General features: G+C 66.9%; 25 protein-coding genes and 1 tRNA gene. 12 read left to right on the top strand and 14 right to left on the bottom strand.

Features of this window, described 5'->3' with window-relative positions; all coding sequences use genetic code 11:
- Positions 1-11: 11 nt before the first annotated feature.
- From L0977_RS16105 to L0977_RS16080, 6 genes are all read right to left on the bottom strand, one after another.
- Positions 12-1,403: a sulfate adenylyltransferase subunit 1 gene (locus tag L0977_RS16105; protein ID WP_234265872.1), complete on the bottom strand. Its 1,392-nt coding sequence runs from the start codon at positions 1,401-1,403 to the stop codon at positions 12-14.
- Between the two features lie 125 nt (positions 1,404-1,528).
- Complete coding sequence (gene cysD, locus L0977_RS16100; RefSeq protein WP_234265871.1) at positions 1,529-2,473, bottom strand: sulfate adenylyltransferase subunit CysD; 945 nt, start codon at positions 2,471-2,473, stop codon at positions 1,529-1,531.
- A gap of 20 nt (positions 2,474-2,493) precedes the next feature.
- Positions 2,494-3,117, bottom strand: a complete 624-nt coding sequence (locus L0977_RS16095; RefSeq protein ID WP_234265870.1) for a phosphoadenosine phosphosulfate reductase domain-containing protein — start codon at positions 3,115-3,117, stop codon at positions 2,494-2,496.
- A 14-nt stretch (positions 3,118-3,131) separates the two neighbouring features.
- Positions 3,132-3,530, bottom strand: a complete 399-nt coding sequence (locus tag L0977_RS16090) for a DUF934 domain-containing protein (protein WP_234265869.1) — start codon at positions 3,528-3,530, stop codon at positions 3,132-3,134.
- A 22-nt stretch (positions 3,531-3,552) separates the two neighbouring features.
- On the bottom strand, positions 3,553-5,334 hold the full coding sequence (locus tag L0977_RS16085; protein WP_234265868.1) for a nitrite/sulfite reductase: 1,782 nt from the start codon (positions 5,332-5,334) through the stop codon (positions 3,553-3,555).
- A 49-nt stretch (positions 5,335-5,383) separates the two neighbouring features.
- A complete protein-coding gene (locus L0977_RS16080) occupies positions 5,384-6,175 on the bottom strand; it encodes a sulfite exporter TauE/SafE family protein (RefSeq protein ID WP_234265867.1) in 792 nt (263 codons plus the stop codon).
- Positions 6,176-6,319: 144 nt separating this feature from the next.
- Between L0977_RS16080 and L0977_RS16075 the strand changes: the two genes are divergently transcribed.
- Positions 6,320-7,117: a hypothetical protein gene (locus L0977_RS16075; RefSeq protein ID WP_234265866.1), complete on the top strand. Its 798-nt coding sequence runs from the start codon at positions 6,320-6,322 to the stop codon at positions 7,115-7,117.
- A 31-nt stretch (positions 7,118-7,148) separates the two neighbouring features.
- On the opposite strand, the gene L0977_RS16070 is transcribed toward L0977_RS16075, so the two are convergent.
- Both L0977_RS16070 and L0977_RS16065 read right to left on the bottom strand, forming a co-directional pair.
- Positions 7,149-8,336, bottom strand: coding sequence for an FAD-dependent oxidoreductase (locus L0977_RS16070; RefSeq protein ID WP_234265865.1), 1,188 nt, complete (start codon positions 8,334-8,336; stop codon positions 7,149-7,151).
- Between the two features lie 13 nt (positions 8,337-8,349).
- Positions 8,350-8,628, bottom strand: a complete 279-nt coding sequence (locus tag L0977_RS16065) for an oxidative damage protection protein (RefSeq protein ID WP_234265864.1) — start codon at positions 8,626-8,628, stop codon at positions 8,350-8,352.
- Positions 8,629-8,971: 343 nt separating this feature from the next.
- On the opposite strand from L0977_RS16065, the gene L0977_RS16060 reads away from it, so the two are divergent.
- The 8 genes from L0977_RS16060 (at position 8,972) to L0977_RS16030 (ending at position 14,675) form a co-directional block, all read left to right on the top strand.
- Positions 8,972-9,748, top strand: coding sequence for a ferredoxin--NADP reductase (locus tag L0977_RS16060; RefSeq protein WP_234265863.1), 777 nt, complete (start codon positions 8,972-8,974; stop codon positions 9,746-9,748).
- Positions 9,749-9,893: 145 nt separating this feature from the next.
- Positions 9,894-10,439 (top strand): disulfide bond formation protein B, encoded by a 546-nt coding sequence (locus L0977_RS16055; protein WP_234265862.1) that lies wholly within the window; start codon positions 9,894-9,896, stop codon positions 10,437-10,439.
- Positions 10,440-10,499: 60 nt separating this feature from the next.
- Positions 10,500-10,634 (top strand): hypothetical protein, encoded by a 135-nt coding sequence (locus L0977_RS25470; RefSeq protein ID WP_267966469.1) that lies wholly within the window; start codon positions 10,500-10,502, stop codon positions 10,632-10,634.
- Between the two features lie 93 nt (positions 10,635-10,727).
- Positions 10,728-11,117 carry a GreA/GreB family elongation factor gene (locus L0977_RS16050; RefSeq protein WP_234265861.1) on the top strand — a complete coding sequence of 130 codons (390 nt, stop codon included), beginning with the start codon at positions 10,728-10,730 and terminating at the stop codon, positions 11,115-11,117.
- A 16-nt stretch (positions 11,118-11,133) separates the two neighbouring features.
- The gene (locus tag L0977_RS16045; RefSeq protein WP_234265860.1) at positions 11,134-12,081 is read left to right on the top strand and encodes a universal stress protein; all 948 of its coding nucleotides are present in this window, start codon (positions 11,134-11,136) and stop codon (positions 12,079-12,081) included.
- Complete coding sequence (locus L0977_RS16040) at positions 12,072-12,989, top strand: FapA family protein (RefSeq protein WP_234265859.1); 918 nt, start codon at positions 12,072-12,074, stop codon at positions 12,987-12,989. Before L0977_RS16045 ends, L0977_RS16040 begins: the two co-directional genes overlap by 10 nt.
- On the top strand, positions 12,986-13,636 hold the full coding sequence (locus L0977_RS16035; protein ID WP_234265858.1) for a hypothetical protein: 651 nt from the start codon (positions 12,986-12,988) through the stop codon (positions 13,634-13,636). Before L0977_RS16040 ends, L0977_RS16035 begins: the two co-directional genes overlap by 4 nt.
- A 280-nt stretch (positions 13,637-13,916) precedes the next feature.
- Positions 13,917-14,675: a hypothetical protein gene (locus tag L0977_RS16030; RefSeq protein WP_234265857.1), complete on the top strand. Its 759-nt coding sequence runs from the start codon at positions 13,917-13,919 to the stop codon at positions 14,673-14,675.
- Between the two features lie 188 nt (positions 14,676-14,863).
- Here L0977_RS16030 and L0977_RS25705 read toward each other — a convergent pair whose 3' ends face one another.
- From L0977_RS25705 to L0977_RS16015, 4 genes are all read right to left on the bottom strand, one after another.
- Positions 14,864-15,124: an Arm DNA-binding domain-containing protein gene (locus L0977_RS25705; RefSeq protein ID WP_442786644.1), complete on the bottom strand. Its 261-nt coding sequence runs from the start codon at positions 15,122-15,124 to the stop codon at positions 14,864-14,866.
- A 172-nt stretch (positions 15,125-15,296) separates the two neighbouring features.
- A tRNA-Ser gene (locus L0977_RS16025) sits at positions 15,297-15,386 on the bottom strand.
- Between the two features lie 43 nt (positions 15,387-15,429).
- A complete protein-coding gene (locus tag L0977_RS16020) occupies positions 15,430-16,347 on the bottom strand; it encodes an SPFH domain-containing protein (RefSeq protein ID WP_234265856.1) in 918 nt (305 codons plus the stop codon).
- Between the two features lie 24 nt (positions 16,348-16,371).
- Complete coding sequence (locus L0977_RS16015) at positions 16,372-16,797, bottom strand: NfeD family protein (protein ID WP_234265855.1); 426 nt, start codon at positions 16,795-16,797, stop codon at positions 16,372-16,374.
- A 181-nt stretch (positions 16,798-16,978) separates the two neighbouring features.
- Here L0977_RS16015 and L0977_RS16010 point away from each other — a divergent pair, with 181 nt between their 5' ends.
- Complete coding sequence (locus tag L0977_RS16010; protein WP_234265854.1) at positions 16,979-19,261, top strand: arginine/lysine/ornithine decarboxylase; 2,283 nt, start codon at positions 16,979-16,981, stop codon at positions 19,259-19,261.
- 40 nt (positions 19,262-19,301) lie between these two features.
- Entirely contained in the window at positions 19,302-19,523 is a 222-nt protein-coding gene (locus L0977_RS16005; protein WP_234265853.1) for a YdcH family protein, read from the top strand.
- 22 nt (positions 19,524-19,545) lie between these two features.
- On the opposite strand, the gene L0977_RS16000 is transcribed toward L0977_RS16005, so the two are convergent.
- Entirely contained in the window at positions 19,546-20,445 is a 900-nt protein-coding gene (locus tag L0977_RS16000) for a DNA ligase (protein WP_234265852.1), read from the bottom strand.
- A 19-nt stretch (positions 20,446-20,464) separates the two neighbouring features.
- Positions 20,465-21,262, bottom strand: coding sequence for an enoyl-ACP reductase FabI (gene fabI / locus L0977_RS15995; protein WP_234265851.1), 798 nt, complete (start codon positions 21,260-21,262; stop codon positions 20,465-20,467).
- A 66-nt stretch (positions 21,263-21,328) separates the two neighbouring features.
- Here fabI and L0977_RS15990 point away from each other — a divergent pair, with 66 nt between their 5' ends.
- Complete coding sequence (locus tag L0977_RS15990; protein ID WP_442786643.1) at positions 21,329-23,146, top strand: extracellular solute-binding protein; 1,818 nt, start codon at positions 21,329-21,331, stop codon at positions 23,144-23,146.
- Positions 23,147-23,172: the final 26 nt, after the last annotated feature.

The following is a 23,172-nucleotide window of genomic DNA, read 5'->3' as shown; positions in this document are numbered from 1 at the left end:
GGGAGCGGGGCTCAGAGCACCATCAGGGCGCCGGCGGTCTTGTGGCTGGCGGTGTCGACCAGCACCAGAGCGCCCAGGGCGCGCGACTGGTTGTAGGGCAGGGTCACCAGGGACTCCTGCAGCGCCAGCTCGATGTGGCCGATGGCGTTGGGCTCCAGCTGTGTGGCGTCCTGCTCTGCCAGGGTGTGGATGTCCAGCTTGTGCACGATGCGCTGCACCTTGGCCTTGACCCAGCGGTGGCCGTGCAGCGCCCAGTACACGCGGCCCGGCACCAGGGGCTCGTCGTCCAGCCAGGCGACGGTGGCGCGCAACTGCCGGCTGGCTTCGGGCAGACTGCCGTCGCCGGAGGCGTCCGCCAGCAGCCAGTCGCCGCGCGAGACGTCGACTTCGCGGTCGAGCACGATGCCGGCGCTGTGGCTGGCCGCCACATCGCCCGGCTGGCGCACATGGTCGAGCACCTGGGCGATCACCGCGGTCTGGTTGCTGGGCAGCACGCGCACCGCCTGGCCGGGCTGGGCGGCGCCGGTGGCCACACGGCCCCAGAAGGTGCGTCGGCCCTGGCTCGTGTCGGACGAGCTGCTGGGCGCTGCCGCCGGGCCGCCCCAAGGCTGCGCAGCCCCCTCGGGGGGCAGCGAGGACGCGCCAGCGCCGAGCGTGGGGGCGCCGGGCTTTTCCACCCACTGCACCGGGAAGCTGAACGGGAGGCCGGTGTCGGGCCGGGTGACGGGCAGGTGCTCCAGGATGTCGAGCAGCGTCGGCCCCTGGTAGCCGCACCAGCCGGCGTCGGCCGCCGCGTCGACCACGTTCCAGCCCTTGAGCGCCGAGACCGGCACGGTGGCGGCCACAGCGATGCCGGCGTCGCGGGCGAAGGTGGCCAGCGCGTCGGCGATGTGGCGGTAGGCCAGGGCGCTGTCGGCCACGGCGTCGAGCTTGTTGATGGCGAACACCACCGAGGGCACACGCAGCAGCTTGAGCAGCAGGCTGTGGCGGCGGGTCTGCGGCAGCAGCGCCAGGCCGGCGTCCTGCCAGGGCAGCTTGGTCGCGTCGACCAGCACCACGGCCGCATCGGCGCTGCTGGCGGCGGTGACCATGTTGCGGGTGTACTGCTCGTGGCCCGGCGCGTCGCCGATGATGAATTTGCGCGTTTCGGTGCTGAAGTAGCGGTAGGCCACGTCGATGGTGATGCCCTGCTCGCGCTCGGCCGAGAGGCCGTCGGTCAGCAGGGCCAGATCTGTCTCGCCCTGGCGCTGCACGCCGGCCAGGTGGTCCTGCAGCACGGCCTTGCTGTCGACCAGCAGGCGCCCGATCAGGGTGCTCTTGCCATCATCGACCGAGCCGCAGGTGATGAGACGCAAGGCGGCGCGGGTGTCGACGGAGGTGGATTCAGAAACAGCGGTGTTCATGAGGCTATGTTCGAAAGCAGTGTCTTAAAAGCGAGGGCGCCGCGGAACCGGCTTCGCCGGGCCGCCAGCGCCGCCCCTTGAGGGGCTGAGCTGGCTACACGCAGTGAGTCAGCGATGGGGGTGGGCTAGAAATACCCGTCCTTCTTGCGCTTTTCCATCGAGGCGTCGGAGGTCTTGTCGTCCATGCGGGTGGCGCCGCGTTCGCTGACTTCGGCGGCCAGGGTTTCGATGACGATGTCGTCCGGTGTGGCGGCCAGGCTGGCCACGGGGGCCGTGCAGGTGATGTCGCCCACGGTGCGGAAGCGCACGTCACGCACTTCCACGGTTTCGCCCTCGCGCGGCGGCGTGAGTTCGGTCACGGGCATGAGCAGACCACGGCGGTCCACCACGGGACGCTTGTGCGTGTAGTAAATGCTGGGCAGACCGATGTTTTCACGCGCGATGTACTGCCACACGTCCAGCTCGGTCCAGTTGCTGATGGGGAACACGCGGAAGTGTTCGCCCGGTTGCAGCCGGGTGTTGAACAAGGTCCACAGCTCCGGGCGCTGGGCCTTGGGCTGCCATTGGCCAAAGCTGTCGCGGTGGCTGAAGATGCGCTCTTTCGCTCGGGCCTTCTCTTCGTCGCGGCGGGCGCCGCCGATGAGCGCGTCGAAGCGGAATTCTTCAATCGCTTCGAGCAGCGTGACCGACTGGTGCACATTGCGGCTTTCGCCGGGGTGCGACAGGCGCACCGTGCCGCGCTTCATGGAGTCTTCCACGCTGCGCACGATGAGTTCGGCGCCCAGTTCCTTGGCGCGCTGGTCGCGGAAATCGGTCACTTCGGGGAAGTTGTGCCCGGTGTCGATCATCAGCAGCGGGTAGGGAATGCGGCCGGCACCAAAGGCCTTTTCGGCGCACTTGAGCATGACCAGCGAGTCCTTGCCGCCCGAAAACAGCAGGGCGGGGCGTTCGAAGGCGCCAGCCACCTCGCGCAGGATGAAGATGGTTTCTTCTTCCAGGGCGTCCAGGTGGGTGTTGCTCAGGTGGTGTTCGGCGGTTTGCAGCACGGCGGTGTCGGTTCGGGCGTTCATGGCGGGGTCCGTCGTTCGGGTCAGTGGGCCAGGTGCAAGCCGCATTCGCGGTTGTCCTCGCCCTTGGTCGGGTCCACGTAATCGAAGTTGTTGGGCAGGCCGTGCTTCACGCAGTATTCGTGCAGGTCTTTGGACGACCAGTGCAGCAGCGGCGCCACTTTGATGAGGCCGTCGGGATTGATGCTCACGGGGTCCATCTGGGCGCGCACGGCGGTGTCGGTGGCGCGCAGGGCGGTGAACCAGACCTTGGGCGCCGTCTCGCGCAGGGCGCGGGCAAAGGGCTCCAGCTTCACTTCTTCGGTGAAGGCAGCGTGGCGTGGATCGTCGAGCGCCGGGGTCGGGCCGTCCACGGCCTCGCGGTGGGCGCGCGAGCGGCGCGGCAGGTAGATCTTGAGGTTCAGGCCGAGCTGGCGCGTGACGGCGTCGGCGAACTGGTAGGTCGCTTCGGTGTTGTAGCCGTTGTCCATCCACACCACGGGCACGTCGGGGCGCACCTGGCTCACCATGTGCAGGATCACCGCCTCGAAGGGGCGGAAGTTGGTGGTGACGATGGCCGGCTGGCCCAGGCCGAGGGCCCAGGCCACCAGTCCGGGGGCGTTGCGGCCGAGGTTGGCGTTGACGGTGGCGAGGTCGATGGCGCTCATGCTGCGGGGTCCGTTCAGGCGTTGGCGAAGTGCGGGCGGGTGTCGACCGCGTCGCCCTGGTAGAAACCGGCGTAGTGCGCCAGCAGGCGGCGGCCGTGCTCGGCACTCTGGTCGGCGCGCAGCACAGCCTGGGTGAAGCCGCTGCGCTGCATCTGCACTAGCTGGTCGATCAGCACGTCGCCCGTGGCGCGGATCTGGCCGGCAAAACCCAGCCGGCGGCGCAGCAGAAAGGCCTGGCTGAAGGCGCGCCCGTCGGCGAACTTGGGGAACTGCAGTTCCACCACGTCGATGCCGTCGAGGCGCGCTTCGCGCGGGTCGGCGTCGTTGGCCAGCACCAGGCGGCGGCTGGCGTCTTCAGGTGGCACGAACTGGTCGGCCTGGAACAGCTGGAGGGGGGCTTGTGGGGCGCTCATGGGGGTCTTCGGTCGGTCTGGCTCAGGCGGTGGCGGCGCGCGCGGTGTGGGTGCGCACGGCATTGGCGGCGGCCTTGAACGCGTCGAGGCCGGTACGCCGCACCGTGGCGGTGAAGGTTTCGCCGTCCTGGCGTTGCGCGCGGTAGGTGTCGAGCAGGGCTTCGATCACGTCGGGCATTTCGTCGGCCGCGAACGAGGGGCCGATGACCTTGCCGGGCGTGGCCGCGCCGGACAGCCGCGTGCCGTCGGAGCCACCGAGCGTGACCTGGTACCACTCCTGGCCATCCTTGTCGACACCCAGCACGCCGATGTGGCCGCTGTGGTGGTGGCCGCAGGAGTTGATGCAGCCGCTGATGTGCAGGTCGATCTCGCCCAGGTCGTGCAGCTCGTCCAGGTCTTGGTAGCGGCTGAGGATGGCCTGCGCGATCGGCAGAGAGCGGGCGTTGGCCAGATCGCAGAAGTCACCGCCCGGGCAGGCGATCAGGTCGGTCAGCAAGCCGATGTTGGGCCGTGCCAGGCCCAGGCGCCGTGCTTCGCGCCACAGCTCGGGCAACTGGTCGCAGCGCACCCAGGGCAGCACCAGGTTCTGTTCGTGGGTGATGCGGGCTTCGCCGGCCGAGAAGCGGTCGGCCAGTTCGGCGGCCCGGTCGAGCTGGTCGGCCGACGCGTCGCCCGCGGCCTGGCCGACGCGCTTGAAGGACAGCGTGACGGCGCGCAGGTCCGGGTTGCGGTGGCCCCGCACGTTGCGTTGCAGCCAGCGGCCGAATTCCAGATCGTCCTCGGCTGCGACGCGCAGGATGTGCGCGATCTTCTCGTCGGCGCTCTTGCGGTCGCAGGTCAGGGCCTGCGGTTCGGCGAAGAAGCCGGTCACCCGCGCCAGTTCGGCTTCGGTGATGGTGTGGGGGGCGCCGTCCTTGTCGAGGATGTCGACGAACTCGGCCTCCACCGCGTCTATGAAGGTCTGGCCTTCGGCCTTGACCAGGATCTTGATGCGCGCCTTGTAAGCGTTGTCGCGGCGGCCGAAGCGGTTGTAGACGCGCACCACGGCTTCGAGGTAGTTGAGGATCTGCGCCCAGGGCAGGAATTCGCGGATCACGGTGCCGACGATGGGGGTGCGGCCCATGCCGCCGCCCACGCGCACCTGAAAGCCCAGTTCGCCGTCCACGTTGCGCACCAGGCGCAGGCCGACGTCGTGCCAGGGCGTGGCGGCACGGTCTTCGGTGGCGCCGGTGATGGCGACCTTGAACTTGCGCGGCAGGAAGGCGAATTCAGGGTGCAGCGTGCTCCACTGGCGCAGGATTTCGGCGAAGGGGCGCGGGTCGGCCACTTCGTCGGGGGCGATGCCGGCGTAGGCATCGGTGGTGATGTTGCGGATGCAGTTGCCGCTGGTCTGGATGCCGTGCATGTTCACGGTGGCCAGCAGGTCCATCACGTCGGCCGCGCGGTCCAGCGGAATCCAGTTGTACTGGACGTTCTGGCGCGTGGTGAAGTGGGCGCAGCGGTCGGGCAGGGAGGGCACGTCCGACAGGGCAGCGTTGGCCTGGGAAATGTCGTTGTCTTCCTTGTGGTCGTACTCGCGGGCGATACGCGCCAGCACACGCAGCTGTGCGCTGTTGACTTCGCCATAGGGCACGGCCACGCGCAGCATGGGCGCGAAGCGCTGGATGTACCAGCCGTTCTGCAGCCGCAGCGGCTTGAACTCGTCGCCGCCCAGGGTTCCAGCCTGGAAGCGCTCCAACTGGTCGCGGAACTGGGCCGCACGCTGGCGGACGAACTGTCGGTCGAAATCGGTGTACTGGTACATCGCGGGGCGGGTCGTGGGTCGTTGTGACGGAGAAAAGAAGCGGTGCGGATCAGAGCGCCATCAGCTTGAAGCCGGCATAGGCCAGCAGTGCCGACAGCACGGCGCGCACCAGGCGTTCGGGGGTGTGGCGGATCAGGCGCGTGCCCAGCCAGATGCCGGGCAGCGAACCGGCGAGCAGTTGCGCCAGCAGCGGCCAGTCCACCGAACCGAGGCTCGCGTGGCCCAGGCCGGCCACCAGGGTCAGCGGCACCGCGTAGGCGATGTCGGCGGCCACGATGCGGGGCAGGGGCAGCAGCGGATACAGCAGCAGGAGGACCGAGACACCGATGGCACCGGCGCCCACCGACGTCAGCGTGACCAGCGTGCCGATCACGGCGCCGAACAGCACTGGCAGGCTCCAGTGGCGGGCTTTGAAGGCCAAAGCCTCTTCACCGGCCGCCAGGGTGCGTGGCACCTGCTTACCCCGGAAAGCTTTGTAGAGCATGGCGGCGGCGGTCAGCAGCAGCGCAATACCCAGGGTGGCGGTCATCACCGACTGCACGCCCGGATTGGCGGGGCCGACACGGTGCAGCGCGAACAGCGTGAGCAGCGCCGCAGGCAGGCTGCCTGCGCACAGCTGCCCGACCACACGCCAGGGCACCAGGCGCTGCCGGGCCAGGTTCACCGTGCCGCCGGCTTTGGTGACGGCGGCGAACAGCAGGTCGGTGCCGACCGCGAGATAGGGCTTGACCCCGAAGAAGAAGATCAGGATCGGGGTCATCAGCGAGCCACCGCCCACCCCCGTCAGGCCCACGATGAGGCCAACGGCGAAACCGGCAAGGATGAGGGCGAATTCGGGCATGCCGGCACTGTAGTGAGGCAGGCTTATATGACAAACTATTTTTTGGTCATTCGAATATGTGTTTTTGGTAATAAGGGCGTGGACTACCGCTGAAGGCAGGCCTGGTTGTCTGGTCGATGCCGTGGACATCGCCGTCGCCGTAACATGCGCGCCATGCCTCCGGCGTGCATCTTTGTCAGCGTGATCGGTTTTTCCGATGTGGAACGCCACGCGCTCAATACCCTGTTCCGGCTCTCCCGCGACGGGGCGGTGGCTTACGCGCCCTGGGAGCCGCTGACCGCCCCCGGCGTGCCGGCCCCGACCACTCAAGCGGATGTGCTGCTGATCGACGGAGCGTGCGCCGAGGCGGTGATGGCGCAGGCGCGCGCCTTGCCCGCGGGGCCGCGCCTGATCTGGGTTGGCCCGGGTGCGCCCGAGCAGGCCTGGCGCGTGCTGGATCGGCCGATCCGCTGGGCGGAACTGCTCGACGACCTCGATGCCGTCTACGCGGCGCGCCAGGCCGGCCTCGGTGGGCTGGACCTTGACGTTTCGGCGCCAATGCCCCTGGACGTGCCCGAACCCACCCGGCGCCGCGCTTTGCTGGTGGGGTTGGCGCCGACCGAAAGCGCGCTGCTGCACCAGCGCCTCGCGCTGCGCGACATCACCGAGGTGGACGAGGCCGGCAGCACGGAGGCGGCGCTGGACCTGATGGGGCGCCACGCCTACGTGTGCGGGGTGTTTGATCTGGACGAACCCCACTTCGATGGCTGGTCGCTGGCGCAGTGGTTTGCCCGGCGCCATCCGCACGCGCTCAATGTGGGGTTGAGCCAGCATGCCGGACCGCTGGCCGGCTGGTGGCGGCGGCGGCGTGTCCGGCGCGACACGCGGCGCGTGGGCATCCATGCCCTGTTGCCCAAGCCGATGCCGGTCGCCGAACTCGGCGAGTGGCTGGGCAGGCTGTAGCCGCCTCAGGGACGGCAGAAGAAGCGGCTGTTCAGGCTTCGGCGGTGAGGGCGACGGGCTGGCGGCGCTCGGTTTTCCACGCAAAACGGGCCGGGTCGATGGCTCGGCGCAGATCGGGCGGCAGCGGATCGGGTTCCCCGCTGATCTGGCGAGCCAGGTCCTGTGCGCCCCAGTGCGACAGCGTGAGTCCGCGAGAGCCCAGCGCCGCAAACACATAGAGGCCAGGCAAGCGCGGCACTTGGTCCACGGTGAGGCGGCCGCGCCGGTGGCCGGCCTCCGCCATCAGCCGGCGCAGCGCTGGCACGTCGGGCACGGCGCCGATCAGGGGCACGCGGTCCAGCGAAGCGCAGCGCACGTCGGCCCAGCCCAGCAGGCGGCCTTCGTCCAGGGCCTGGCGCAGTTGTGTGGCCGCCGGGCGGCACAGGGCATCCAGGCTTTCCGCATTGCGCCGATGGGCCTGCTCGCTGAGCGTGCGGGTTTCCATGCCGCGCTCGTAGGTGGAGCCCATGGCCCACACCGTCTCAGGCCAGGCCGGGGGCAGGCCGCTGTCCTGATAACGCGGCACGAACACACCGTTGTCGCGCTGGGGGCGTTCGGCCAGCGGCGGGCCTTCCAGTGGCCCCAGGCTCATTTGCCCCTGCACCGGGCGCAGGGGCAGGGGGGCACCGGCCAGGGCGGGATCGGTGGCTTCGAGCAGCGCCAGGCTGCCCCAGGCGGCGGCGGCCACCGCGACCGGGGCGCTGACCAGCGTCTGGCCGTCTCGTGCCAGCGCTTGCCAGCCGGCTTCGGTGTGCCGGAGTCGGGCCACGGCAAAGCCGCAGCGCAGCGACAGCCGGCCCGTGGCGGCGGCTTCGTCCAGCCAGGCCTGTACCAGCGCGGCGGGACGCACCATGGCCGCCGGCCAGCGGCCCGGGTCGTGGCCCAGGTTGTCCACCTCGCACGGTTGCCAGCCGGCGCCGGGGCGAAGGCTGCGCGCCAGTTCGGCCCGCATGTCGTCCACGCCCAACGCCGACAGGCGCGACATGGGGGTGGGGGCGCGGGTCACGTGTGGGCTGAGCATGCCCACGGGCAGGGCCGATGCCCGTTGCGCCGGGCCATTTTCGGCATCGAGCAGGGTGACAGACCAGCCCCGCTGCACCAGCGCCAGCGCGGTGGCGGCGCCGGCCAGCCCGGCGCCGACAATCAGCGCATGCGACGGGGCCTCTGGCGGGGCAGACACGGTGTCGAAGGCTTCAGCCGTTGGCCGGCGGCGGCACGAAGCCCGCAGCGGCGTCGGCGCCTTCGCCGAAGAAATGCTTTTCCATCTGGCGCGCCAGGTATTGGCGGGCACGGGCGTCGGCCAGATTCAGCCGGTTCTCGTTGAGCAGCATGGTCTGGTGCTTGAGCCAGCCGGCCCAGGCTTCCTTGCTCACGTTTTCATAGATGCGCTTGCCCAGCTCGCCCGGGTAGGGCGGAAAGTCCAGGCCTTCGGCTTCCTTGCCGAGCTTGATGCATTGAATGGTGCGGGCCATGTGGGGTTCTCCAAAGATGTGAAACCGTATGAACGAAATGAATAAATATTCGTTCTGGTTTTGTCGGGAATACGGCAATATCGGCCGCCCCTGCAGGTCAGGGGCCGGTGGCCGGGCGGCCAAGCCCTCCACTTTAGCGCCGAACGGTTGATGAGCCGATGTGCGGGGTTGTTGCCCGCACGGTTTCTGACCTGGCGCAAAACCGGGTGGGGTACCGGGTTTCATACAATCCCCGATTGACTTTTTGCTTTTCTCGCGGCCTGGCAGCCCCATCTTTTGCCACCCGGGCTGTTTCTGTCCACCCCGGCCGTTCCCTTTGGCGGCCCCGAACCCTCGCAAGACCATGAGTGCATTCCTGGAAGAGCGCGTCCTCAGCGTTCACCACTGGACCGACCGCCTGTTCAGCTTCACCACCACGCGCGACACCGCGCTGCGTTTTTCCAATGGCCACTTCACCATGATTGGCCTCAAGGGCGAGAACGGCAAGCCGCTGCTGCGTGCCTATTCCATCGCCAGCGCCAATTACGAAGAGCACCTGGAGTTCCTGAGCATCAAGGTGCCCGATGGCCCGCTGACCAGCCGCCTGCAACACATTCAGGTGGGCGACACCATCATCGTCGGCAAGAAGCCCACCGGCACGCTGCTGATCGACTACCTGCTGCCGGCCAAGCGCCTGTACTTGCTGGCCACGGGCACCGGTCTGGCGCCCTTCCTGTCGATCGTGCGCGATCCCGAGACCTACGAAAAGTTCGAGCAGGTCGTGCTGGTGCACGGCGTGCGCGAGGTCAAGGAGCTGGCCTACCGCGACATGCTGGAAACCCAGCTCAAGCAGCACGAATTCCTGGGCGAGATCGTGTCGCAGCAATTGATCTACTACCCCACGGTCACACGCGAACCCTTCGTGCACCAGGGCCGCATCCCCAACATCATCGAAAGCGGCCAGATCGCCAAGGACACCGGCCTGCCCGAACTGAACCCGGCCGAAGACCGCGTCATGATCTGCGGCAGCCCGGAAATGCTGCGCGACCTCAAGGCCCTGTGCGAGAAGCGCGGTTTTGCCGAAGGCAACACCACGCGCCCGGGGCAGTTCGTGATCGAGCGCGCGTTCGCCGACAGCTGAGGCCAGCCGGCCCACGCATCCGGGAGCGCTGGTGACGGCTGCCGGTGCAGCCTCCATCCGTTCCTTGTTTCCGCCAGCAGCGCAGGAACTCCAGGGCGCTTGCCGGGTCCACCGGGGCGCCTTGTTTCATTTTCAGGAGTTCGCCTTGAGCGACACGATTGCAGCCCCTTCGGCATCCCTTTTTTCGGTCGCTTATTGGTTCGACCGGCATCCCCGCCGTTTGCTGGCGCTCGTGGCTGTGGGCTGTGTGGGTCTGCTGGCTTTCGGCATGTATCTGCAGCATGTGGTGGGGCTGGAGCCTTGCCCCATGTGTATCGTGCAGCGCTATGCCCTGATTCTGGTGGCCATCGTTGCGGCCATCGCTTCGGCCTTTGCCGGTCGCCTGGGGCGCTCCGTCGGGGTGGTGGGCGTGGGCGTGCTGGCGGCCTTCGGGGCGTTTGTGGCCGCGCGCCAGAGCTTCCTGCAATGGAACCCGCCGGAGATCATGGCCTGCGGCCGCGACTTCTACGGCATGATCGAATCGTTCCCGCTGCGCCGTGCCATCCCCATGATCTTCCGGGGCAGCGGCGACTGCGCAGCCATCGACTGGACCTTTCTCGGGCTGACCATCGCCAACTGGTCCTTCCTGTGCTTCAGCACCATCGTGCTGGTGTCGATCGGCCTGCTGTTGCGCGGCCGGCAGCGCGCCTGATGCCTCAGCATCCGCGGCCGCACGTTTGACACGCTGCGGCAAAGCCCCTAGAGTCGGCGCATGGCCTTCGTCGCACACACACTGGTTGCCCGCACCGAAGCCGCCCTCCTGGCGGCGGGTTTCGTGCTGCGCGCTCGCACCGTGGTCAGCGGCGGACTGCGCCAGCCGGCCGCAGATTCCCAAGCCCGGCGATAGCACTTCTCCTTCAAGCGCAACTCTCTATCGCCGGGCCAGAACCCGCGCGATGCCGTGCGGCTTTGCCGCCGCTGGCGCTTTTGGGAATTTGCCATGTCCACCTCCAAAATTGTGGAGCGCCTGCTCACGCGCTCTGACCACATCCGTCTGTCCCAGCTCGCTTCCGACGGTCTGGCCGACCTGCTGGCCGACGCCCAGGTGGTCGAACCCCCGTCGATCCCGGCCGATGTGGTGACCATGTACAGCCAGATCCTTGTGGCCGACGGGCCGCAAGGCCAGCTCCAGAAGTTCACCCTGTGTTACCCCGATGACGCTGAACCGCCGCGCGGTTTTATTTCGGTGTGCTCGCCTTTCGGCAGCAGCCTGCTCGGGCTGCGGGTTGGCCAAGCTGCGCACTGGCTGACGCCGGGCGGGGATGCGCGGACGGTGTGGGTTCGCTCCATCCTGTTCCAGCCCGAAGCCACCGGCGATTACGCCCTCTGAGCGCGGAGGGCATCGCATGGACTTTCCGAACAACGGCCCCGCGGGGGCCGATGGGGCATTGCCACGCCGTGTGCTGGTTCTGACGGACCTGTCGCTGGAGGCCGAAGCCGTGCTTGAACAGGCGGCGGCCCAGGCGCAGCGGCGTGGCGCCACGCTGACGGTGGCGCTGTGCCTATGGCAGCGGCCCGCGCGGTCGATGGACCTGCAGGCGCGGCTTCAACAGCGTGCGCGCCGGCTGGGGCGCCTGTGCGGGCAGGCGGTGACCGTGGCCGAAGGCGTGATCCGTGACGCAGCTTCTTTCGCGGCGGCCACGCAGGGGTATGACCTGGTCTTTCTCGCGCGGTACTGGCTGCTGCGCGACTGGTCGCATTGGCGCCTGCGGTGGCTGAAGCAGGCTTTGCTGCGCAGCACGGTGCCGCTTTGGCTGGTGGGCCCGGTGCCAACACGAACCGTGTCGCGTGTGCTGGTCGCGACCGCACCCGATGCGGGCGCCCGACACCTGGTGGCTTGTACGGAACAGTGGGTGCCGCAAGCGCCGGTCACGATCCTGCACGCGGTCACCTACCCGCATGGGAGCCTCCGCACCGAACGCGAGCACCCGGCGCTGGGCGACTTCCACGTGAACCGCCTGCGCGTCGAGAACGTCATGGCCTTGGAAAAGGCGGCGTATCCCGATGGGCAACCTGCGCGCGGTGTGCGCTACGCGCTGCCGTTCGGCCAGGCCGAGGTGCAGATCCGCAGGGCGGTGGAGATCGAAGCATCGCAGTTGCTGGTGCTCGGCCGCCGGCCTCCGTCGCGGCGCCCGTTCGCGCCGAACCGCTGGTTGGGGTGGGCGCTGCTGGCGGATTGCACCTGCGACGTGCTGGTGGTGCCGCTGGCGTTGCGCGCAGAAGCGCCCTGGTGGCGCAGACCCTGGCTCACCCGGTTCTGGCCGACCCTGAACAAGGAGCCGTCATGGAGCTGACTCGCGATTTCATCAAGGCCAAACAACCCTGCGCTTCGGGGTTTCGCTGGCTGTTGCGCACCCATGCCGAAGGCGGGGATTACCAGCCCCTGCTCGACGCGCTGGTGCGCGACGGGCGTGTGGGCGACGCCCTCTGGCTGCTGGACCAGTTCGGGCCCACCGATGCGGTGCTGCGGCTGCGTTCGCTGTCGGCCGATGCCCTGGTGTTTGCCGGCACGGTGCAGGTGGACGGCTCCGTCGAGGTGGACGGCGTGCTGCGCGCGGGCCGCTCCATCGTGGTGGCCGGTGGCATCCGGGTCGGTGGTGACCTCATCGCGGGCGAAGACCTCAAGGCCGGGGGTGCCATCCGCTGCCAGGGGCGTTTGCAAACCGGTGGCGACATCCGCACCCAGGCGGCTCTGGAAGTGGGCGGTGCATTGTCTTGCGAAGGCACGCTGCGTTGCGCCTGGCACCTGCAATGCGGAGGCCCGCTCGCCATCGCCGGCGAAGCGCGCGTGGGCGACGATCTGCTGGCCGGCGCCGACGTTCGGGCCGATGCTTCGCTGCACGTCAAGGGCCTCTTGCAGGCACACGGCAGCGTGCGCGTGGCCCAGGGGCTGCTGGGCGACAGCGACATCCGCTGCGCCGGTCATCTGGACGCAGGGTGGGGCATCCGCGCCCGAGGTGCCCTGCAGGCCGGGGGCGCCATCCGTGTGGGCGAAAGCCTGGCAGCGGGCGACGGCATCGTCGTGGGCGAGGGCTATGGCGTGTACGCCGGGCTGGTGGTACCCCGCGAAAGCTGGACCCACAGCGCCCGCGTGGAAACGCCGGAATGCCCGCACCAGCTCATGAGCGGGTGCTGGATCGACCCGCAGGCCGACCTTGCCGACAGAGCGCAGGCGCCCGCACACGCCCCGGAGTGGCCATGAGCACGGCCGCGCTTTCCCTGTGGGGCGCATTCGAGCGACATCCCCCACTCAATTGGGGGACTCGCTGGTGCGAACTGATCACCGAGTTGCGGGTGGACGTGTTGCTGCCGGAGCTTGAGCTGCAACAGGAACTGCAGCGGCTGAACGGGCGCTGGTCGCGGCTGCAACCGCCGCCCGAACCCCTGGCCAGCCTGCACCTGCCGGGGCGTGGGCTGGAAGTGCAGGCGCGCACCGCCGATGGCGAGCACTTTCTCTACGTGATCGACCGTCTGACCCGCCAGGTCGTGGCTTACGTCACCTTCAGCCGTCTGGTGGAAATCCACCGCCGTGCCGACCCGCACTTGCGCGCGCCGCACACCAAGGTCATGCCGGCGTGGCGGCGCCAGGGCATTGCCAGCGCCGTCTACCGCTGGTGGCTCGACAGCGGGCGTTCGGCCATCACGGGCGCCCGCCAGTCACCCGCAGCGCGCGCACTGTGGCTCTCGCTGGCACGGCACTACCGGTTGGTCTATGTGCGCATCGACCACAAGTGCCTGTACCCGATCGAAGCACCGGCCGACGCCGCCGCCCTGAGCGCGCTCAACGTGCGCGCGGTGCTGCTGGGGCGGGGGTGTGAGCTGGCGGATTTTGCGGAACCCGCATCTTGAAGGGGCGCGAAATGCGAGAAAGCTGCGATACACAGCGGTGGCGCTACTGGCCAAATGGAGTTGGAGTTGGAGTTGACCCACTTTGTGGACAGGGTCGGTTTGATTCTTAAACCCTATCGGGTGCTGTTTCGACCGGCACGATGGTGTCGTCGACAACGGTTGATTTTCCTTTCCGCTGCTAGACTCAATGCTCTCTAGTCTGTTCACAAACACATTGCTATTGACGGACCCGAGAGGCTATCCAATTCGTCAACGCAGCTCCTTCGGAGACTCCTACCCTATGAATAATCGGCACCCCTTCGCCACCCTCGGCCTTAGCCTCGGTCTTTGCCTGCCCGCAGGCGTTTTCGCGGCCACCGTGTCCCCGGATGATGTCAAAGCTTTGCCCATCGGAACTTCCTTTGTGGGGATCCCCTCGGGTGAGTTTGTCAAGGGTACGCCCATCACACAGAACAAAGGTAGCGAAGTCGAACTGCTGCGCACGGCCGACGGCTTCACGTACATCCATGCCAATGAAGGGCGTGGCGGCTCTGAGGCACAGAAGGTGGCGTGCAACAACATCACCCGGTCCGGCGGCAAGGGCAATGCGAACATCAATTGCGAACTGCCCGGTGGCAAGCAGATTCGTTTTGAGTGGCTGGATCTTGATAAGGTCAAGTACGAGTACTGGTTCAGCATGAAGGACAAAGCCGGACAGACGCAGAACAAGCCCGGGCAGGCGTCGGTCACGCTGGTCAAGAAGGAGCCGGTTCGCACGGGCAAAGTCATTCCGCCCGGTGTCTACACCGTGGACTTCGATGCCGAACTCAAGTGGGCTCCGGTCACCTACCTCCTGGAAGCCAACGGCAAATTTTTCGAACGGGGTGACAAGCTCCGTCAAGGCACGTGGCAGGAGATTGATGGAGATTTCTGTCACATCGACAGTGAAGTTCATTGCTACAAGCTGCTGCCGAGGGCTGCTGGCGACAAGGCATTCAAGCTTCAGTACAAGAGCGCCAACGGCAGCAACTCCTACGGCGCCACCTGGACACCGAACTGATCCTGTATTGGCGGGGCGGATTCCCGGATGCCAATGACACCGCCTGTCACATGACGGGCGGTGCCCCCGGGCAGATAGATTCCCAGTGCACCCTCCGCTGGCGAGCGACGGCCTCGAAAGAGCCATTGGCTGCAGCCTGTGCGGTCACTTTGTCCGCCTCCTCTGTTCCATGGGATCGGTGCCCTGGATCACACAGTTGGGAGCTGGTGAGCGTCGTCTCGTGACTGGCGGGCCTGTGCCAGCGTAACGTTGAGGCACTGCCCTAAAGGCATCAGCTTTTCTTTGCCCAGATAACGGTGCTTCCACCGCCACAGCTTGGACCCAATGGGGTTGACCAACAGACACAGGCCCGCTCCATCACGGAGTTTGGTGGGCTTGGGGCCGGGTTTGGTTTGTCGAATGGCCGTTTCAACCAGCGGTACGGCGGACTTTCCGGGGCGTGGGAGCACGATACCCCCAGGTCCCCGACTCAGTACCCCCCCAAAAAATACCCCCGAGCATGACAGGCTGTCAATGAACCAACGTGGATGATCCTGGAAAGAAAAAAAGCCCGCTTCCTAGGGGAAAACGGGCTCTTTGGTGTGTCTCGTGGACTTTGATGGAAGTCCTTGGACAGATCTGTGGCGGAGAGGGCGGGATTCGAACCCGCGGTGGGGATTAGCCCACACACGCTTTCCAGGCGTGCGACTTAAACCGCTCATCCACCTCTCCGCGAAGCCTGCGATTGTAGCAGGCTTGCGGGCTGTTTCCGGGATCAGGCGCCGGCTTTGCCGGTGGTGACCATCTTCATGGCCGACGCAATGAGGGCGGAAACCTCGGTCATGTTGCCGGGCACGATGAGGGTGGTGGTTGCGTCGGCAGCCACTTTGCCGTAGGCGTCCACGGCACGCTCGGCCACTTTCAGCTGCACCGCCTGTTCGCCGCCAGGTTGCCGGATGGCGGCGGCGATGCGTTCGATCGCGCCGGCCGTGGCGTCGGCCACGGAGGTGATGGCAGCGGCCTCACCCTGCGCGTTGTTGATCTGGGCCTGTTTTTCGCCCTCCGACTTGGCGATGAAGGCCGCACGCGCGCCTTCGGCCAGGTTGATCTGTTCCTGGCGCTTGCCTTCGGAGGCGGCGATCAGGGCGCGCTTTTCGCGTTCGGCAGTGATCTGGGCCTGCATGGCGCGCAGGATTTCGGCCGGCGGGGTGAGGTCCTTGATCTCATAGCGCAGCACTTTCACGCCCCAGTTGAGCGCGGCCTCGTCGATGGCCGACACCACGCTGGCGTTGATCATGTCGCGCTCTTCGAAGGTCTTGTCGAGTTCCAGCTTGCCGATGACCGAGCGCAGCGAGGTCTGCGCCAGCTGGGTCACGGCCATGATGTAGTTGGACGAGCCGTAGCTGGCCCGCATGGGGTCGGTCACCTGGAAGTACAGGATGCCGTCCACCTGCAACTGGGTGTTGTCGCGTGTGATGCAGACCTGGCTGGGCACGTCCAGCGGGATTTCCTTGAGACTGTGCTTGTAGGCCACCCTGTCGATGAAGGGCACCAGGATGTTCAGGCCCGGTGCCAGGGTGGCTTGGTACTTGCCCAGGCGCTCGACGACCCAGGCCGTCTGCTGCGGAACGACCTTGACGGCGCGGGTGATGAAGATGGCGGCTGCGACGAGCAGCAGGATGGCGATTTCCATGGATTCCTCTCTGGGTAGCGGGGTTCAGGCCTTGTCGACCAGCAGGCGGTTGCCCACAAGTTCGGCCACGCGGTAGTTGCCGGGCACGGGAGCCTGGCCGGGGCGCAGCATCACGCCCCACTGGGCTCCCCGGTATTTGACGCTGGCCGTGCCGTCCGGGTGCCATTGTTCGATGTGCACGATTTCGCCCACATCGAGGTTGACGCTGCGCAGGCTGCGCGGCGACGGATCGCCCGGGCGGCGCTTGCGAGCGAAGTACCCACCGAGCACCGCGGCCAGACCGACGATGGCAGCGACCACGACCTGGCTGGTCTGGCCCGCACCGAGGTGGGCGGCGACGGCGCCCGCCGCGGCACCGATGGCGAGCATGAGCAGGTAAAAGGTGCCGGTGAGCAGTTCCAGCACCACCAGCCCGCCCGCCAGCAGCCACCAGAGTGTTGAGTCGGCCATGGTTCCTCTCCTGTTTGAATGATGTTGTGAAGGCACGGCTGCGGGCCCGGTGCCCAGTCTGACGACATTCTGCAACGGATCGCTGCCGGTTCCTGCGCCGTGTCACGGGTTTTCCGTACACTTCGCGGCTTCCTTGGATCCCAATTTTGCGCGCGGCGACAGTGCCAGTTCGGAGAACGCCATGAAATTCCGCTTTCCCATCGTCATCATCGATGAGGACTTCCGCTCGGAGAACACCTCCGGCCTCGGCATCCGTGCGTTGGCGCAGGCCATCGAATCGGAAGGTTTTGAAGTGGTCGGCGTGACCAGCTACGGCGACCTGAGCCAGTTTGCCCAGCAGCAGAGCCGCGCCAGCGCGTTCATCCTGTCGATCGACGATGAGGAGTTCAGCCAGGGGCCGGACCTGGACCCGGCGGTGCTGAACCTGCGCACCTTCATCGAAGAAGTGCGGCGCAAGAACGCCGAGGTGCCGATCTACATCTACGGCGAAACCAAGACCAGCCGCCACCTGCCCAACGACATCCTGCGCGAGCTGCACGGCTTCATCCACATGTTCGAGGACACGCCGGAGTTCGTGGCGCGCCACATCATTCGGGAAGCCAAGAGCTACCTCGAAGGCATCCAGCCGCCGTTTTTCAAGGCGCTGCTCGACTACGCGGAAGACGGCTCCTACTCCTGGCACTGCCCGGGCCATTCGGGCGGTGTGGCCTTCCTCAAGAGCCCGGTGGGCCAGATGTTTCACCAGTTCTTCGGCGAGAACATGCTGCGCGCCGACGTCTGCAACGCGGTGGAGGAACTGGGCCAACTGCTCGACCACAACGGCGCCATCGGCGCCAGCGAACGCAACGCGGCGCGCATCTTCAATGCCGACCACTGCTATTTCGTGACCAACGGCACCAGCACCAGCAACAAGATGGTCTGGCACCACACGGTGGCGCCAGGCGATGTGGTGGTGGTGGACCGCAACTGCCACAAGTCCATCTTGCACAGCATCATCATGACGGGCGCGGTGCCGGTGTTTCTCAAGCCCACGCGCAACCACTACGGCATCATCGGCCCGATCCCGCAGAGCGAATTCGAGATCGAGGCGATCCAGGCCAAGATCCGCGCGAACCCGCTGCTGGCCGGTGTTGACGCCGAGAAGGTCAAGCCGCGCATCCTGACGCTGACACAGTCCACCTACGACGGCGTGCTCTACAACACCGAAACCATCAAGCACATGCTCGACGGTTACGTGGAGAACCTGCACTTCGACGAGGCGTGGCTGCCGCACGCGGCGTTCCACCCGTTCTATGGCACCTACCACGCCATGGGCAAGAAGCGCGCGCGGCCGCAGCAGTCGGTGGTGTACGCCACCCAATCGATCCACAAGCTGCTGGCCGGCATCAGCCAGGCCAGCCATGTGCTGGTGCAGGACTCGCAGAACACCAAACTGGACCGGCACCTGTTCAACGAGTCCTACCTGATGCACACCAGCACCAGCCCACAGTACAGCATCATCGCCAGCTGCGACGTGGCCGCCGCCATGATGGAGCCGCCCGGCGGCACGGCGCTGGTGGAAGAAAGCATTGCCGAGGCGCTGGATTTCCGCCGCGCCATGCGCAAGGTGGAAGCCGAATTCGGCACCGGTGAATGGTGGTTCCAGGTCTGGGGCCCCGATGAACTTGCCGAAGAGGGGGTGGGGCAGGCCACCGACTGGGTGCTCAACCGCGGCAAGGACGACACCGCCACCGAGGAGGACTGGCACGGCTTTGGCGACATGGCGCCGGGTTTCAACATGCTGGACCCGATCAAGGCCACCATCGTCACGCCGGGCCTGAACCTCAAGGGCGACTTCGCGGCCACCGGTATCCCCGCCAGCATCGTGACCAAGTTCCTGGCCGAACACGGTGTGGTGGTGGAGAAGACGGGCCTGTACAGCTTCTTCATCATGTTCACCATCGGCATCACCAAGGGCCGTTGGAACACGCTGCTGACGGCGCTGCAGCAGTTCAAGGACGACTACGCCAAGAACCAGCCGATGTGGCGCATCATGCCGGAGTTCTGCGCCAAGCACCCGCGCTACGAGCGTATGGGCCTGCGCGATCTGTGCCAGCACGTGCACCAGCTCTACGCCAAGTACGACGTGGCCCGTCTGACCACCGACATGTACCTGAGCGACCTGACGCCGGCCATGAAGCCCAGCGACGCGTTTGCCCACATCGCCCACCGCACCACCGAGCGTGTGGCGATCGACGAACTGGAAGGCCGGATCACCACGAGTCTGGTCACGCCGTACCCGCCGGGCATTCCGCTGCTGATTCCGGGCGAGGTGTTCAACAAGAAGATCGTCGACTACCTCAAGTTCAACCGCGAGTTCGCGCGCGAATGTCCGGGTTTCGAGACCGACATCCACGGCCTGGTGCAGGAAGTTGCGGCCGACGGCACCATTCGTTACTTTGCCGACTGTGTGAAAAAGGGGTAACCTGCTCCCGTACGGATTCAATCACCGACAAGGAGACCGGATGTTCCCTGAATACCGCGACCTGATCACCCAGATCAAGGGGCACGATCACCACTTCACCCGCCTGTTCGACAAGCACAACGCGCTGGATCAGGAGATCAAGAACAAGGAAGCCCACATCGAGCCGGGCACCCAGTTGGAGATCGAGCGGCTCAAGAAGGAAAAGCTGGCCATCAAGGACCAGATTTACCAGCACCTCAAGCAGGTCAGCGCGAACGCCTGACCGGGCGGGCGCCTTCGGCGGTTCAACGGGCCGTTTCGGCGGCTTCAGGCTGGTAGTCGGGCCGCTCGCGGACAAAGCTGGCAAAACGCGGCAGGCCGCTGCCGTGCAGCCCGCGAAAGCGGTAAGTCACCCAGGTGCCGATGGCCGGCGGCTCGCGGCGCTGGGTATCGGTGAAGCCGCTGCCGAGGCGAAAGCGGCGTCCGTCCGGCGTGCGCACCAGCAGGGCGCCCATCTGCCCGGTGTATTTGCCCTGGCCGGGCAGGTGTTCCAGCACCTGCGCTTCGGCGTCGTCGTGCGTTTTCAGTTTGAGCAGGTCGTCGCTGCGCAAGCCTCGGTAGGGCGCATCGCCCCGGTGCAGCATCAGGCCCTCGGCCCCTTCGAGCACGGCCCGGTCGAGCCGGGCCATCAGGTCGGCGTGGCTGTGCACGCGGGTCTGCGGCACGGCTTCCAGCCAGGGCTGCCCGACGCGGGCGATCAGGGTCTGGCTGTGCGCCAGGCGCTCGTCGAACACGCCGGGGTGGTCGGGCAGGTCGAACACCATGAATCGGATGCGGCGCCAGGCGGTATCGTCGGGCGTCTGCCGCCGCACAGTCGACAGCGCCCACTCGAACTGTCCGCGCCCAGCCCAGAGTTCGCCATCCATCGCCTCGGTGGGCCAGCCAGCGGTGAACCAGGCGGGTGCCTGGATCGCCTCGCCGCCACGGGTGATGAGCTGGCGGCCGTTCCAGTACCCGCGCACGCCGTCGTATTTTTCGCTGACCCAGTAGGCGCTGACGTCGATGCCCGGGTGGTAGACGTTGGCCAGCATGAGGGCCGGCCGGGTGGGGGCAGTGCCGTCGGTGGCCTGGGCGTGACCAGGGGGCGAGAGCGTCAGGCTGGCCAGGCAGGCCAGCAACAGGACCAGAGCACGGCGGCGGATCATCGGACCCTGCGCACCGTGCTCAGAGCACGCCTTCGCTGTCGCGGCTCATGCCGCCGGTCTGGCTGAAGCCGCCGTCCACGTAGGTGATTTCGGCCGTCACGCCCGAGGCCAGGTCCGACAGCAGAAACGCCGCCACGTTGCCCACTTCTTCGATGGTCACATTGCGCCGGATTGGCGAGGCGGCAGCGACCACCGCCAGCAACTTGCCGAAGTCCTTGATGCCGCTGGCGGCCAGGGTCTTGATCGGGCCGGCGCTGATGCCGTTGACACGCATGCCCCGTGGCCCGAGCGACTCCGCCAGGTAGCGCACCGACGCTTCAAGGCTGGCTTTGGCCAGGCCCATGGTGTTGTAGTACGGAATGGCCCGCATGGCGCCCAGGTAACTGAGTGTGAGCAGCGATGCGCGTTCATTCAGGTAGGGCAGGGCCGCCTTGGCCATCGCCGGGAAGCTGTAGGCGCTGATGCTGTGCGCTACCTGGAAGGCTTCGCGCGAGAGGCCCTCGAGAAAATCGCCCGCGATGGCTTCGCGCGGGGCAAAGCCGATGCTGTGCACAAACCCGTCGAACCGCGGCCAGACCTGACCGAGTTCGCTGAACAGCCGTTCTATCTGCGCATCGTCCGACACGTCGCACTCGAAAACCAGCGACGAATCGCATTCGGCCGCGAACTCGGTGATGCGGTCGCGGAAGCGTTCCCCCACGTAGCTGAAAGCCAGCTCGGCCCCTTGCGCATGGCAGGCCTTGGCGATGCCGTAGGCGATGGAGCGGTTGGACAGCACGCCCGTGATCAGCAGTCTTTTTCCTTGAAGAAAGCCCATTGCGGAGGTTCCTCTGGTGATTTCGGCCAGAATTGTCGCATGCGATTTTTGTGTCTGAAGCGACCCTTGGCCCGCCTGGCAGCCCGTCTCCGGGCGTTGGCCGGCGTGGTGATCGCCGCGGGGGTCACCTGTGGCGCAGTCCCGGCACTGGCGGCGTCTGCCTATGCGCTCTGGGGGCAGCCCAAATACCCGCCGGGCTTTGCGCATTTCGATTACGTCAATCCCGACGCCCCCAAAGGCGGTGAACTGCGGCTGGTGAGCAATCTGCGGGTGTCGACCTTCGACAAATACAACCCGTTCACGCTGCGTGGGACGGCGCCGGCCTATCTGTCGTCGCTGATGTTCGACACGCTGCTGACCGGATCGCTCGACGAAACCGGCTCGGGCTATGGCCTGCTGGCCGAAGACGTGGTGGTGGCGCCCGATCGCCTGTCGGCCACCTTCCGCCTGCGGCCGGAGGCGCGTTTCCACGATGGCCGGGCGGTGCTGGCCGCCGACGTGAAGCACAGCTACGACACGCTGATGGGCCCGCACACCTCGCCCGCCTACAAGACGCTGCTGGCCGATGTGGCCGGCATGGACGTGCTGGGCGATCGCACCGTGCGCTACCGCTTCCGCCTGCCCAACCGCGAGCTGCCGCTCATCGTGGGCGGCCTGCCGGTGTTCAGCCGTGCCTGGGGCGCCGGCAAGCCGTTCGACCAGGTGGTGATGGACACGCCGATCGGCAGCGGCCCCTACAAAATCGGCCCGGTGCGTTTCGGCAAGGACATCACCTATGTGCGCGATCCCGACTACTGGGCGCGCGATCTGCCGGTGCGCCGCGGCACCGCCAACTTCGACCGCATCACCGTCAAGATCTACAAGGACAACACGGCGCGCCTGGAAGCGCTCAAGGCCGGCGAGTTCGACCTGATGCGTTTTTTTTCAGCCGGTGACTGGGCCCGGCGCGTCAACGGCAAGCGCTTCGACACCGGTGAACTGGTCAAGGCCGAATTTCGCCACAGCCTGCCCACGGGCTTCCAGAGTTATGTGCTCAACACGCGGCGCCAGCCGCTGGACGACATCCGCGTGCGCGAGGCGCTGGGCCTGGCGATGGACTACGAGTGGATGAACCGCCAGATGTTCTACGGCGCCTACCAGCGCGTGCAGGGCCTGTTCGGCAACACCGCCTGTGCGGCGCAGGGCGCGCCGGACGCCGACCAGCTGGCGCTGCTGACACCGTGGAAGGCCCGGTTGCCCCCAGCGGTTTTCGGGCCAGCCTACCAGGCCCCCCGCACCGATGGAGACCGCTCCTTGCGCGACAACCTGCGCCAGGCGCAGGCCCTGCTGAAGTCGGCAGGCTGGCAGTACCGCGACGGCGCGCTGCGCGACGCCCAGGGCCAGCCGATGGTGCTGGAGTATCTGGACAGCGCCGAGACCGGTGCCCGCGTGGTCACCCCGTGGATCCGCAACCTGGAAAAGCTGGGGATTCGCCTGCGCTTTCGGCCCGTGGATTTCGCGCTGTACCAGGAGCGTCTGCGGAAATTCGACTTTGACATCATCTCCATCGCCTACGGTGGCACGCACAACCCCGGCGCGGAATACGCCGACCTGTTTGGCAGCCAGGCCGCCAGGACCGACGATTCGGGCAACTTCGCTGGCGTCAACAGCCCCGCCGTGGACGCGCTGATCGCCCGCCTGGGCAGCGTCTCGACCCAGCCCGATTTTCTGGCCGCTTGCCGAGCACTGGACCGCGTGATCTCGCACAGCCACGTGCTGATCCCGCAGTGGTCGGCCAGCACCCACCGCATGGTCTACAACGCCTGGCGGCTCGCGCATCCGGCGCAGATGCCGCCCTACGCCACGGGCGAGGACTGGGCCATCGACACCTGGTGGTCACGGTGACCACCCGCATCGCTTGCTCGCTGCGC

It is taken from the genome of Hydrogenophaga sp. NFH-34 (assembly GCF_021401345.1).
GTDB classification, from domain to species: Bacteria; Pseudomonadota; Gammaproteobacteria; order Burkholderiales; family Burkholderiaceae_C; genus Hydrogenophaga; species Hydrogenophaga electricum.
This window is presented reverse-complemented; position numbering and strand designations above follow the sequence as displayed.